This window comes from Ruegeria sp. CL7, from assembly GCF_056536445.1.
In genome coordinates, this window is record NZ_JBQFPQ010000002.1 from 193,171 (window position 1) to 206,773 (window position 13,603).

Below are 13,603 nucleotides of genomic sequence, written 5' to 3' on the forward strand. Positions count from 1 at the left end.
CGGCGGCCTTGGAAAACCATCCTCAACAACTGAGCTCTGAGCTCATGTCCGGCTTGGGCCGCATTCCGACCTGTGCAATGCCCGCTTTATGCGCATGGCCGTCGTCGGCTTAACGGAGCATGTCTGCCTTGAAAGGCTTCCGGTTCGTCAGATTGCAATGTTCCGTAATCGCGATTGGCATGTTTCGGGCTGGATGGAGAGGTCGGGATTATTGATGCGCCCGACTCCCCTGCCCCCACCTTTCACCGTCCCACATGTCAGTGTCGTCAGAAAGCAAAGCTTCATACGCTTTGCGCGACCTTGTTCATGGCGAGTTAGCACCACGGTCAACCATTCAGGCAACCGGCCGCAATAATGCGGTACCTTTTGATCTTGCTGATGTCTGCGCAGAATCTCAGATTTGCGCCCATCGAACCGGTGCGGGACATTCAGTCGGTCTCGCCAAAACCTTTCGGTACCGGCAGATCAGGCAGAGTTGCCGCGCGTTTTTGCAAGGCCCGCCCGATGACCACACGGCTGATTTCTGTCGTCCCGTCCACGATCCGCAGCATTTGCGCGAGGCGGGACAAGCGATCCAGGCCGTAGGGTTGCAACAGCCCTGCACCACCCAGGACCTGCGTACAGGTGTTCGCAGCCTTTACTGCGGCATCTGGCACAAACCGTTTGGCATGAGCGGCCATCAAGCGGCCTTCGGGCGTGCCAAGGGAGTCTGCCGCCTTTCGGTAGAGAAGCTTTGAGGCTTCAAGGTCGGTTGCAACCTCGCCCAGCATCCACTGGATCCCGTCCAGATCAAGGTTCCTGCCGCCAAACATCTTGCGGTTCTTGGAATAGGACAACGCCGTATCCAACGCAGATTGCATCAATCCACAGCATCCTGAGGCAATCGAAACACGGGCAATATCGATGGCCATGAGCGCGCCTTGAAGACCCTGACCAATGGGTAGGATGATGTTGGTTTCATCGACCACGACCTTGTCCATGTACATTTCGGCCAGGGGCAGGAAGTTGTAGGACGGGGTATCGTAAAGCGGCCCAAAGCTGAGGCCCGGTGCGTCGGCGGGAATGGCGATCATCGCCATGTCCTTGTGGCCGGGTGTGTCGCTGGTCTTGACCACAGTGAAATAGATGTCCGCCTCGGTCGCGAGGCTGACCCATGCCTTCGCGCCGCTGATCGTCCATGTGCCGTCGTCATTGACCACGGCGCGTGAATACATGTTTGTTGCGTCCGATCCGGATTGTGGTTCGGTCAGTGCAAAGTTCGCCAGCTTTCGACCAGATGTCAGGTCCCGCGCCCACTTTTCCTTGAAGGCATCTGTGCCATAACCACAGCCCGCGAAGGTGCAGATGTTATGCATCGACAGGGCAAAGGCATAGGCACCATCGCCCCGTCCCAGTTGTTCATAGACCTGAATGCCTTGCGCCAGCGGCAAGCCCTGACCGCCAAACTCTTCGGGGGCGTAGAGGCCCGTCAGGCCAGCGGCCCCGGCCTTGTCCGAAGCATCGCGCGGCCACTTCTTCGCGGCGTTCCAGGCATCCACATTGGGCAGGATCACCTGCACGGCGTGGTCGCGTGCGGCTTGGAGTATGGTGTCGAGTTTGTCTGACATTGGCGGATCCTTTCACGACGGTCATTCTCAGATGGCGCCACAACCGGGAAGCCATGGATGAGCGGAATGATGAGTTTTTGAGGGCAAAACTTCCGAAAAGAAGTTTTTCTACAGCAAGATCTAGCGATCCTGCCCGCTGGGGACCATCTCGTGCAATGACAGATCATTGTCCAAAAGTGACAAATCGGGCGCCCTACATTTGCACCCTGCGGTATGAGCTTGGCGTGCTTCCGGTCCAGCGCTGAAAGGCCCGGTGGAAATTGGCCGCCGACGAAAATCCGACATCATGTGCGATGGCTTCAACGCTTTTGCGCCCCGCCTGAAGATCACGGATAGCGATATCACGCCGCAGGGCATCCTTGATGGCCTGAAACGATGTACCATCCGCATGCAGCCTGCGGATCAGGGTGCGGGGGGTCATGTGCATCGCGGATGCCGTCTGGGTCAGGGTTGCCGCGTCCCATCCCGATTGGACCAGATAGGTGCGCACCCGCAGCGATTGGGTGTGCTCTCGCGAACTGGTGAAGATCCAGTCACGGGGCGCGTTTTGTAAAAATCTGTCAAGGTCATTTGTGCTGCGCGCCTGCACTGGACCCAACGCATTCGGATCGAACGAAATCGCGGTGGCACCTTGGCCGAACCGTAGCGGTGCCGGAAAGATGACCGCGTAATCCTGATCAAAGTCGGGGCGCTCAAACACGAAATCGACAGCCTTGACCGGAACTTCGTGCCCCGCCAGCCAAGACATGAGCCCGTGGGCAAGTTTAAGTATCAGCATGTGCCCGAACCGCTGAACTTGAGCCGCGCCCCGTGGCTTCAGCGTAAGCACCAACATGTTATCGGCGTCATCCAGATCAAACTGGTAGTCATCCAGCAACAAGTTCCAGAAGGTCGAAAAGCGATAAAGTGCCGATGAAAGAGACGTGGCCTCCCGGACTGTCGTCAAAAGATGTTGCAGGGCTCTCGGCCGGATTGGGCGGCTCCAAAGCCCCATCATCTCATCACCGGTCTCAACTGCGGCAAGTTGATAGAGACACACGATCTGATCCAACGTGACGCGACCATGAGGGTGACGCGTATCCGCGACCAAACCCGACCGGGCGAGAAGCGATGCCATCTGAACCTCGGGACATAGCGTACGCAATGCCGTCAGCCAGTCATCGATAAACTGGCTGGAAACCGTGGAAAGGATCGTTGGCGCGACATTGGTCATGACGTGCAAGGAGGTATCACCAATTCCGGTCGAGATGAAACACGGCGAATGTAGGTTGCGGATTGGCAATGTCTTCACCAATCAACGCTCCGGTTGAGCTTATTTCAGTGGGCTGTCGCCCCTGTTCGCCGCACCGGTCATCGAATACTGCTGTGCGGTGGCGGGCAGAGCTTTTGTTTGCATCGGCAAGCAATCTTGCGGTTGTATTGGGCGCTCTTTTGGCTCGGTGCGTTCATTGCCCCAAATCCCGGGCTTTAGACGGTCAAAGTTAAATCAGTCGGGCTTTGATAATGAGCAGCTGAGAAGCCGTCACAGGCACCAATTCCAAAACATCGCAAAAATAAATAGCAATTATTTTGAATACTTTTACCATGTGGTCAAATTAGGGGGCAGATGAATGTTTGACATCATCATCAGAAAGGCCAGCTTGCCGGATGGCCGCGAACCGGTGGATATTGCGATCAACGGCGACCGTGTTGCAGAAATTGCCGCTGACATCATGGGTGAGGCGCGCGAAGAAATTGATGCAACGGGCCGCCTGGTTTCTCCTCCGTTCGTCGACCCGCACTTCCATATGGACGCCACCCTTAGCCTCGGGTCGCCACGTATGAATGTTTCGGGCACGCTTTTGGAGGGCATCGCGCTTTGGGGAGAACTAAAGCCCCTTCTGACGCCCGAAGCGGTGATCGAGCGGGCCATGCGATATTGCGATCTGGCCGTGTCGCAGGGATTGCTGGCCATCCGTTCGCATGTGGATGTTTCGTCAACTCCGTTGGTGGGTGTCGAAGCTTTGCTGGAAGTGCGCAAGCTTGTTGCCCCCTATATTGACCTGCAATTGGTGGCATTCCCGCAAGATGGCCTCTATCGATCAGAACATGCCGAAAAGAACCTGATCCGGGCGCTCGATATGGGGGTCGATGTGGTGGGCGGTATCCCGCATTTTGAACGCACGATGTCGGAAGGCGCTCGATCGGTCACGAGGCTGGCCGAGATTGCCGCGGATCGCGACCTGATGCTGGACCTGCACTGTGATGAAAGTGACGATCCGATGTCGCGCCATGTGGAAACCCTCGCCTATGAGACCACACGCCTTGGGCTCGGGGGTCGTGTGACTGCAAGCCACGTCACGGCGATGCATTCATACGACAATTACTATGCCTCGAAGCTTGTTCCGCTGATCGCGGAAAGCGGCATGAACGTCGTACCGAACCCGCTTATCAATATCACGCTGCAAGGCCGCTCGGACACTTATCCGCGCCGCCGTGGCCTGACCCGCGTACCAGAATTGCGTGCAGCAGGTGTGAACGTTTCCTTCGGGCAGGATTGCACCATGGATCCATGGTATTCTCTTGGGTCCGCCGACATGCTGGAAGTGGCCCATATGGGCGTGCATGCGGTGCCGATGACATCCCGCGAAGCGATGGAATGGGCTTTCACATCCGTTACCCAGAACGGTGCCAAGACCATGGGTCTGCCTGACCCGACAATTCGCAAAGGCGGCCCAGCCAACATGGTTGTGCTGCAAGCGCGGGACCCGATTGAAGCTGTTCGTATGAAAGCCACACGTCTTGCCGTCATCAAAAACGGCAAGGTGCTGGCGCGTACCGAACCAAGACTGGCCGCGCTTTCCTTGCCCAGCCGCCCCTCGACCCTGGATCACGCGGATTACGCGCCCAGGCCCAGTATTTAGGAAGCCCAAGAACAAGAATAGTTGCCACCAACAGAAGAGGATACTCCGATGAAACTCACCACTACACGTCGTCAACTGATGGTCGGCGCCGCGGCCATGCTGGCCCTGCCGGCTTATATCCGCCGCGCCAATGCACAATCTGCAACCCGCGTAGCTGGCGTGCATATGTCTCCGGTCGAAAATGCATGGAACAGCCGGATCCACGTGGCGATGCAGGAAGCCGCCGAGGCTGGCCTGATCGAATATGAGTTTTCAGAGGGTGTGGCTCCGACCGACTATCCCCGTGCGATGCGCGAATACGCCGAAGGCGGCGCGCAAATCATTTGGGGCGAGTCTTACGCGGTGGAACGCGAAGCACGCGAAGTGGCGGGTGATTACCCCGATACCGCGTTTTTGATGGGGTCCTCCGGCGGACCGGAGGGCGACAATTTTGGCGTCTTCGGCACCCGCAACCACGAGGCGGCCTATCTGGCCGGAATGCTTGCCGGCCAAATGTCGGAAAGCAATGTTTTTGGTTCCGTCGGCGGTTATCCGATCCCCGAGGTGAACCTCCTGATCAATGCTTTCCGGATGGGCGTCAGTGAAGTGAACCCTGACGCCACTTTCCTTAACGGTTTCATCGGAGCATGGTTTGATCCGGCTCGCGCGCAGGAAGCCGCGATTGCCCAGATCGACGCAGGCGCGGACATCCTGTTTGGTGAACGCATTGGCACCGCTGACGCCGCTCAGGCGCGCGGCGTGAAGGCCATCGGTTCACTGATAGATTATACACCGCGCTATCCCGGCACGGTCTTTGCCAACGCGATATGGAACTATGGGCCAACCATCGAAGCCATCGTGGCGGATGTTCAGGCCGGCAATCCCACCGGGCGCAATTATACCGAATATTCCTTCATGGCTCATGGCGGCAATGAGCTGATCTATGTCGCCGACGAAGTGCCTGCCGACGCCGTCCCTGCGATGGAGGCCAAACAGGCCGCGATCCAATCCGGCGAATGGGACGTTCCGATCGACGAAAGCGAGCCCTCCTGATCGCGGCGGCTTTGACGTGACCGATGCCACGGCTCTTGCTGCTGCCGTTTCTGCGGGGCAGATCACTGCCACCGATGCGATGGAAGCAAGCCTTTCCGCCTGCCACGCGCAGGCGGATCTGGGCGCCGTGGTGTTCCTGGACGAAGACATGGCCCGCGCCGGCGCGAGGGCGGCAGATGCAGCGCCATCTGATCGACGTGGGCCCTTTCACGGGGTTCCGTTCCTGGTCAAAGACCTCGGCGGTTCCGCCATAGGGTTGCCCGCTGCTGCCGGGTCTGCGGCAATCCGCGCGCAAGGGCGAAAATCCGAACGTGACAGCTGCCTGTTGCAGGATTTGCGCCAGACCGGCCTGATCCCTTTTGGTGTCTCGGCAACACCGCCATTCGGCCTTTCCCTGACATGCGAACCAGATGGCATGGCTGCGGCCCGCAATCCGTGGAATCCCGCGTTGACGCCCGGTGGCTCATCTGGCGGCGCCGCGGCTGCGGTTGCAGGCGGCATCGTCGCCATTGCTCATGCCACGGATGCGGCCGGATCTATCAGAGTCCCAGCCGCGTGCTGCGGCTTGACCGGGCTCAAGCCGTCTCGTGGTGCGGTGCCCGGGGGCCCTGATTTCGCCAATCACCTGATGGGGATAGCGTCAGAACTGGTTCTGGCGCGGTCCCTTCGCGATGTGGAAACCGCCTTTCAAGCCGTAGCCCAGCCCATGGCCCCGGTACATCCGGCGGACCACCCCCGCATTGCATTGGCACTGCCCGAGCGTTGCGGAACTGACCAGTGCAAAGCCGCCAAGGATGCGGCTGACGCTCTGCGCGATGCAGGCTGCGAGGTGCATGACATTTGTACCCCGGACGAGATGGGGGCCGAGGCTCATGCAATTGCCCGAACGATACTGGCTGTTTCGCTGGCCGAGTGGCTCATTGCACTCAGGATATCTGATGACCAGGTTCCACCGCTTGCCGCTGCCATGGCTGCCGAGGGCCGTGCCACATCCGCCACCGCGCTTTTTGCGACCTCAAGACAGCTTGCGCGCCTGACATATCGTGCTCGCAAGATTTTCAGTTCTGTGGATGCTGTCCTGATGCCGGTCCTATCGCTTGCGCCGCCTGTTATCGGCACTTTGGACCTTTCTGGCGCCTCCGCGGATGAACACATGGCGCGGTTGGAGGCCTTTGCCCCAAACGCAGCACTTGCCAATGTCGCGGGCTTGCCGGCTTTGGCATTGCCCTTTGGCATGGCAAATGGCCTGCCAATCGGTGTGCAACTGATGGGACCACCCGGCTCGGATCTTGCGTTGCTGAAACTTGGCGCTCTGATCGAGGCGCGTGCGCCCGAACTTACCTTTCCGTCTCCAATCGCAGGCCTGCCCACATGAACAAGGTTCTGGAACTTCACGGCATTACAAAGCGTTTTGGAACGCTTACCGCCAATGATGATGTGACCCTGTCATTGGCCCAGGGTGAAATCCTTGCATTGTTGGGTGAAAATGGCGCGGGTAAGACGACGCTGATGAACATCCTGTTCGGCCATTACGCAGCCGACGAAGGCTCTGTCAGGGTGTTTGGCAAAGCGTTGCCTCCGGGTCTGCCCCGCGCAGCGATCGAGGTGGGTGTGGGCATGGTACACCAGCACTTTACGCTTGCGGGCAACCTCACGGTTCTTGAAAACGTCATGCTTGGTTCAGAACCCCTGACACGCGCACGGTCCGCACGTGGCGAGGCGCGCGCAAAGTTGTTGCAGATCGCGGATCGGTTTGGTCTGCCCGTGAACCCCGACGACAGGATCAAGTCCCTTTCCGTGGGTGAACGTCAACGCGTCGAAATTCTGAAAGCGCTGTACCGAGACGCGCGCATACTGATCCTGGATGAACCCACGGCCGTTCTGGCCCGGCCCGAAGCAATGCGCCTGTTCGAGACGCTGCGCGACATGACGAAAGAGGGTCTGTCGCTTATCTTCATCAGTCACAAACTGCATGAGGTCATGGCGGCCTCTGACCGTGTGGCCGTTCTTCGTGGCGGTAGGTTGGTCGCGGAACGCAGGACCTCGGAAACCACCCCCGGAGAGTTGGCGGAATTGATGGTTGGCCGCAAAGTGGAACGGCCCGTTCGTCAAGACCACGAGATTGGCGCGCCGGTTCTGGTCGCAAACGATGTGCGCGTGGAAAAAGACGGTGAATTGCGGCTGGATGACGTGTCATTCACCGTCCACGCTGGCGAGATCCTTGGTATCGTCGGCGTATCAGGCAATGGTCAGGCCTCGCTTGGCGGGCTGTTGTCTGGACTGATCCACCCCAACGCAGGGCAGTTGACACTGCTGAACAAGGATATCGGCCATCTGGGCCCGCGCGGCATGATCCAGGCTGGCGCAGGCAGGGTACCGGAAGACCGCCATGCAGAAGGTGTCGTGGGTGATTTGAGCCTGTGGGAAAATGCAGTTCTTGAACGTCTGCGCACACCAGAGTTTTCGCGCCGAGGCTTTGTCCGACAACGCGCTGCCCGAGAATACACCGCAGGGCTTATCGAACGATTTGATATCCGAGGGGCCAGTCCCGACACGCGCACACGGCTGCTGTCTGGCGGCAACATGCAAAAGCTGATCCTGGGGCGAGTCCTGACCAACGGACCGCGTTTCGTGCTCGCCAACCAGCCGACGCGGGGCCTTGATGAAGGGGCAATTGCCGCAGTTCATGCCGAGCTTCTGGCCGCACGGGCCGAGGGTGCTGCGATCCTGCTAATTTCGGAGGAACTGGAAGAAGCCGTAGCTCTTTCAGACCGGATACAGGCCATCGTAAAGGGTCGATTGTCGAAACCGATATCCGCTGATGAGGCTGACCCGCAACGCCTTGGCCTGATGATGGCAGGTGTCTGGAAGGAAGATGATGATGCGGCTTGAACGACGCACATATGTACCGCTGTACCTTGTGGTCATTGCTCCGCTGGCCGCGATCTTTACCGCGTTGTTATTGGCTGCGGGTCTAATCGCAGCGGCAGGTGTGAACCCGCTGACTGCCTATGGTGAAATGCTGACCGGCGCGCTTGGTTCGCGCCTTTCGATCACCGAGATGCTGACCCGCGCCACGCCGCTGATATTTACCGGGCTTGCCGCGGCCGTCGCCTTTCGGGCGCGTCTTTGGAACATCGGCGGCGAGGGGCAGTTCTTCGTCGGCGCGCTGATTACCGCGTGGATCGGGCATTCTCTCGGGGTTTCCGGATGGATCGGGATTCCGATTTTGATGCTGGCGGGCATGGCGGCGGGTGCGGCCCTGTTGGCGGGCCCCGCTTATTTGCGCCTGCGTTTCGGGGTGGATGAGGTGGTGACGACCCTACTGCTCAACTTCATTGTGATCCTTTTCGTCGGCCTCATGATCGAGGGTCCGATGCGCGATCCGATGGCCTTTGGCTGGCCTTCCTCAGTGCCCGTGAGCGGAGAGTACCGCCTGCCGGATCTTATTCCCCGCACGCGCCTTCATATCGGGTTGCTTTTTGCCATCGCGGCAGCAGGTGTTGTTTGGCTGATCCTGGCCCGCACGGTTTTTGGTGCTGAAACACGCGCCGCAGGCTTGAACGCCAGTGCCGCCGCCTTTGCCGGAATTTCCCTTCCAAAAACGATCATGGGTGTGGCCCTGCTGTCAGGCGCTTTGGCAGGGCTGGCAGGTTCCGTCGAAGTCATGGGTGTTACAGCCGGGGTCACGACAACCATGAGCCCCGGATTCGGCTATGCCGGCATCGTCGTCGCAATGCTGGCCGCTTTGCATCCGGCGGGTGTGGTCGCCGCCGCGGTTTTCGTCGCCACCGTTTTTGTCGGGGCCGATGCCATGAGCCGCGCAACCGGCGTTCCCAGCTTCATTGCCGACGTGATCGTGGCGCTCTGCCTGCTCACCATGATCGTGGCCCTTCTTTTCACAACTTACCGGGTGCGCCGATGAGTGATGCAATTGACCTGCTGCTGAATACCAGCCTCTGGGCGTCCGTGCTGCGCATTGCAACGCCGCTTATTTTCGGAGTCCTCGGCGCGTTGCTCTGTGAACGTTCGGGTGTTCTCAATCTGGGGATCGAGGGGATCATGACCATGGGCGCGATGAGCGGTTGGCTTGCCGTCTACATGGGCGCGCCTTTGCTGGTTGGCCTGATGATAGCGGCACTTTGCGGCGCAATGTTAGGATTGCTGCACGCCATGCTAACGGTCCCGCTTGGATTGTCGCAACATGTCTCGGGGCTTGGCATCACGCTGTTTGCATCCGCGCTGGCCTACTACCTTTACCGGTTGCTTGTCGAAGTGGGCGATCTGCCCCCGACGATAGAACCTTTCCAGCCACTCGATGTTCCGGGCGTTTCCGATATCCCCATTTTGGGTCCGATCCTGTTTTCCCAGGCTCTGCCGACCTACCTCGCTCTGTTTGCGGTGGCTGTGATGGCCTACGTCCTTGCCCGGACACCGCTGGGGCTGGCCATTCGCATGACCGGTGAAAACCCGCACGCGGTTGAGGCGCAGGGGTTGAACCCCATTCGCATTCGCATTGGTGCAGTGGTTGTCGGATCAGCGTTGATGGCAGTGGGTGGCGCGTTCCTGACGACAACGGCGTTCAACAGTTTTTTCCCGGGCATGGTTCAAGGACGCGGCTGGATCTGCATCGCACTGGTTGTGTTCGCAAGTTGGCGGCCTGGCAAGGCGTTGATCGGTGCCGTGCTGTTTGCTTTTTTCGATGCATACCAGTTGCGGCTGCAAACGGCGATTGAAGGCGTGCCATATCAACTCTTCCTGATGGCGCCCTATGTGCTTTCCATCGTCGCGCTCGTTCTCGTCGCCCGCAGGGCCGAAGTGCCTGCCGCACTGATGGCACCCTATCGGCGCGGTGAACGTTAGGATCAGGGTTCACAACCAGTGGATGACTGGTCGTTGCAAGCGCGAAAGGGGCAGGACATACATGAGACGTCGCTTATGGCGGGTTGCGACATTGGTGCCCGTGCCTTTCGTGTTGGGCGGAATATTGCGTCAACACCTTGGGCAAGAAGCCATTGATCGCAATGCAGTACGCCAATAACCGCTGGCAATGACGATTAGAAAAGGCGGCTTCTGACGATGAGAAGCCGCCTTTTGTCTTTCGTTCTGACGTAGTTGCCTAGTTGCCTGCCGACTGCAATCTCCGACGGTCAGCGGCGGTTGCATTTCTCTCAACGACAGTCCGGTTGTATGGGTCTTTCAACTCATAACGGCCAAACTCGATCTCTTCTTTCCAGCCATTGGCATAGTTCACTTCGATATTGTTGCCCTGACGTTCAACTTTCGTCGGGCGGATTCCCGTAGTACCTCCTTGGCCGGACGAGCGCACGTTGTCGATGGAGATACCATCTGCCAATGACCGGAGCCTTGAGACATCGGCGCCTGTCGCCAGCCGTTCTTCCACCGTGCGGTTCTGAGCATTCTTCCTTTCATACCGACCGTTTTCGATTTCTTCCTTGGTTCCATCGGCATAGCGCACTTCGATGCCGTTGGCGTTCGTCTCAACCTTCGTTATGCCGGCAGAGCGCGATGACCCGCCGCCTGACCGGGATTGATCCTTTTTGCCACTGCCTCGATTTGAACGCTTCGAGTCATCATCGTCGTCATCGTCATCGTCGTCGCGACCACCTTTGCCGGATCCGGAATTGTCGTCCCGATCATCGTCGCGGTCATCGTCCCTGTCGTCGTCGCGATCACCACCGCGACCACTGTTGCCCGACCCCGAGTTGTCGTCCCGTTCGCCGCCACGATCATCCCCTCGGTCGTCATCGCCTCCATCCCCGTCTTTTCCGCTGCCACTTTTGGCAAAGGCATAGGCTGGTTCAAGGTGCAGGCGACCTTCCGCGTCAAACTTCGGCACGTAAGGCGTCGCGGCAATCAACGAAGCCAGTGCTGCTGTGCTGAGAAGCTGGCCCAGTTTTCCTTGAAGTTTCATTTTTTCGCCTCCGGTTCTGTTCGACCCAACTCATGGTGTCGGTGACAGGTTATCCGGGGCTTTGCGTCCCGACATCGGGCTTAGGTCTGATGAATTGCGGGCCGAACGTCCCCGCCAAAACCACGACTTCGGTCGTAGTCGATTGCACCAAGTGGTTTAAGAAACCTGGTTCGGTTGTGCTCCGTTACCCTTCAGCTCGTCATCGGGTTCGAGATGAATGACAAAAACAGAACCCGGATAAAGACGTTCCAATGCGTGTTCGATTTCATTGCAGATGTCATGGGCTGCGCTGACCGGCATTGCGCCGTCCACAACAAGGTGAAACTCGACGAAGATGACATTCGCGGATCTGCGCCCCTTGAGGTCGTGATATTCCAGCGCAGCGCCCAGATTGTTTTCAATGGTGCTGGAAACAACCTGCAAGTCATGTTCAGAAAGGCTCACATCCATCAGGCCGTCAACGGACGCACGAATGACTTTCCAACCTTCCCACAGGATGTTCAGCGCGACCAGAATTGCAAGGATCGGGTCAAGGACAAGCCAGCCGGTGACAAGTGCAAGTGTGAGCCCCGCGATGACACCAACTGACGTCATGACATCTGTAAAAATGTGCCGCGAGCTTGCCTCCAATGCAGGTGAACCCTCGCGCCTGCCGACTTTAAGCAACAGGTAGGCCCATGCGCCATTCACGCCCGTTGCAATGACATTGACGGCGATTCCAAGAAAAGGCGCATCCTCAAGATGTGGATTGGGAAGGGCCAGCACGGCCTCTCTGATGATCAAGAACGCCGCCAACACAATCAATGCGCCCTCGACGACAGCGGAAAGATACTCAGCTTTCTTGTGGCCAAAGGGGTGGTTTTCATCAGGGGGCTTGTTTGCGACCCGAACCGCAAAATAAGCCAGCAGGGCCGCTGCGACATTGACGGTGGATTCCATCGCGTCCGACAACAACGCCACCGAACCTGTCAGCCACCAGGCCAGCAGCTTCAGGGCCAGTACCGCCAGGGATATCGGAATGGACCAAAGCGCGATTTTTTGTGTCATTTGGCCACGACCCTCAATCAATCCTGAACAGAAACGCGGGCGTGTGCTGCGTTCCGGTGCCCAGAACGTAAAACAGGAGTTTGGCGAAAAGGGAATAGGCCTTGCGGCTTCGTGCTGACGGCTGGCAAAGACATCTGGCATCGGCCGCATGGCGCCAAAGAGGGTTACTCTGACGGCGAGTCTGTCGGTGACGCGGGCACGGCCTTGAGATAGGCCGCAATCGCCAGACGGTCGTCATCCGTAAGGCGGGATGTGTTTTCGATGACTTCGACCATCTCACCACCCGCGCTATCATAATCCGGCGTGAAACCGGATTTCAGATACTCGGCAATATCAGCCTCGGACCAATCCAGTTGGGCAGAAGTCAGCCCGGGGATGCGTCCCTTTCCGCTGGGGTTTGGTGCACCTGTCAGCCAGAGATCGCGTTTCAGGCCCCCTAGCCCGTTACGCGGCGTGTGACATTCTGCGCAATGTCCCAACGCCTCTACCAGGTATCGGCCTTGAATTTGCTGGTCAGTCAGATCGCCTTCCACAACCCAGCCCGGTTTCAGATACAACAGCTTCCACCCGCCCAGCCCGCGTCGAATATTGAAAGGAAAGCCAACCTCGTGCGCTGCGCTTTGGCTTGGAACCGCCGGCAGAGTGCCGAGGAAGGCATGCAGTGAAACAACGTCCTCGGCTGACATGTTGGCGTAGGACGTATAGGGAAATGCGGGGAAATAGTGCTGTCCTTCGGGCCCGGTCCCGTGGAGCAGGGCATTGGCCAGATCCGATGCGGACCACGATCCGATGCCGGCAACCGGATCACTGGATATGTTCGGGGCTATGAACGTGCCGAAATCCGACGCAAACCGACGACCGCCAGCGAGTACCAGCTTTTCCTCACCCGTTGCGTTCGGAGCAGAATGACAGGACGCGCATCCAGCCGCGTAAAACACTGCCTCACCTCGACTGAGATCAGGGACAATCCCGTTCAGTTGTGTCTGGTCAACTGTTTTCGGACGGGTCAGCACCAAACCGACCAGCCCGACCAGTACAGCGATACCTGCGGCGAAAATGAACAAACGCCGCATGGCCAG

The 13,603-nt window shown here is 58.6% G+C and carries 11 protein-coding genes; 6 read left to right on the top strand and 5 right to left on the bottom strand.

Features of this window, described 5'->3' with window-relative positions; all coding sequences use genetic code 11:
- Window positions 1-428: 428 nt before the first annotated feature.
- Together ACR0LI_RS09475 and ACR0LI_RS09480 are read right to left on the bottom strand one after the other, a co-directional pair.
- Entirely contained in the window at window positions 429-1,607 is a 1,179-nt protein-coding gene (locus ACR0LI_RS09475; protein WP_480718407.1) for an acyl-CoA dehydrogenase family protein, read from the bottom strand.
- A 193-nt stretch (window positions 1,608-1,800) separates the two neighbouring features.
- Window positions 1,801-2,820 carry an AraC family transcriptional regulator gene (locus ACR0LI_RS09480; RefSeq protein ID WP_480620456.1) on the bottom strand — a complete coding sequence of 340 codons (1,020 nt, stop codon included), beginning with the start codon at window positions 2,818-2,820 and terminating at the stop codon, window positions 1,801-1,803.
- Window positions 2,821-3,217: 397 nt separating this feature from the next.
- On the opposite strand from ACR0LI_RS09480, the gene ACR0LI_RS09485 reads away from it, so the two are divergent.
- From ACR0LI_RS09485 to ACR0LI_RS09510, 6 genes are read left to right on the top strand one after another with little or no spacing between them, the layout of a single operon-like run.
- Window positions 3,218-4,510 (top strand): amidohydrolase family protein, encoded by a 1,293-nt coding sequence (locus tag ACR0LI_RS09485; protein WP_480718408.1) that lies wholly within the window; start codon window positions 3,218-3,220, stop codon window positions 4,508-4,510.
- A gap of 48 nt (window positions 4,511-4,558) precedes the next feature.
- Window positions 4,559-5,542 carry a BMP family protein gene (locus ACR0LI_RS09490; RefSeq protein WP_209833956.1) on the top strand — a complete coding sequence of 328 codons (984 nt, stop codon included), beginning with the start codon at window positions 4,559-4,561 and terminating at the stop codon, window positions 5,540-5,542.
- 16 nt (window positions 5,543-5,558) lie between these two features.
- Complete coding sequence (locus ACR0LI_RS09495; RefSeq protein ID WP_480718409.1) at window positions 5,559-6,917, top strand: amidase; 1,359 nt, start codon at window positions 5,559-5,561, stop codon at window positions 6,915-6,917.
- Window positions 6,914-8,434 carry an ABC transporter ATP-binding protein gene (locus ACR0LI_RS09500; protein WP_171723748.1) on the top strand — a complete coding sequence of 507 codons (1,521 nt, stop codon included), beginning with the start codon at window positions 6,914-6,916 and terminating at the stop codon, window positions 8,432-8,434. The genes ACR0LI_RS09495 and ACR0LI_RS09500 overlap by 4 nt, the downstream gene beginning before the upstream one ends.
- The gene (locus tag ACR0LI_RS09505) at window positions 8,424-9,467 is read left to right on the top strand and encodes an ABC transporter permease (RefSeq protein WP_171636039.1); all 1,044 of its coding nucleotides are present in this window, start codon (window positions 8,424-8,426) and stop codon (window positions 9,465-9,467) included. Before ACR0LI_RS09500 ends, ACR0LI_RS09505 begins: the two co-directional genes overlap by 11 nt.
- Entirely contained in the window at window positions 9,464-10,405 is a 942-nt protein-coding gene (locus tag ACR0LI_RS09510) for an ABC transporter permease (protein WP_171119292.1), read from the top strand. Before ACR0LI_RS09505 ends, ACR0LI_RS09510 begins: the two co-directional genes overlap by 4 nt.
- Window positions 10,406-10,661: 256 nt before the next feature.
- Here ACR0LI_RS09510 and ACR0LI_RS09515 read toward each other — a convergent pair whose 3' ends face one another.
- The 3 genes from ACR0LI_RS09515 to ACR0LI_RS09525 all read right to left on the bottom strand — a co-directional run bounded on the left by ACR0LI_RS09515 (window position 10,662) and on the right by ACR0LI_RS09525 (window position 13,597).
- Complete coding sequence (locus tag ACR0LI_RS09515; RefSeq protein WP_216600144.1) at window positions 10,662-11,477, bottom strand: hypothetical protein; 816 nt, start codon at window positions 11,475-11,477, stop codon at window positions 10,662-10,664.
- 156 nt (window positions 11,478-11,633) lie between these two features.
- Window positions 11,634-12,524, bottom strand: coding sequence for a cation diffusion facilitator family transporter (locus ACR0LI_RS09520; RefSeq protein WP_245223507.1), 891 nt, complete (start codon window positions 12,522-12,524; stop codon window positions 11,634-11,636).
- 164 nt (window positions 12,525-12,688) lie between these two features.
- The gene (locus ACR0LI_RS09525; RefSeq protein ID WP_171723747.1) at window positions 12,689-13,597 is read right to left on the bottom strand and encodes a c-type cytochrome; all 909 of its coding nucleotides are present in this window, start codon (window positions 13,595-13,597) and stop codon (window positions 12,689-12,691) included.
- Window positions 13,598-13,603 lie beyond the last annotated feature (6 nt).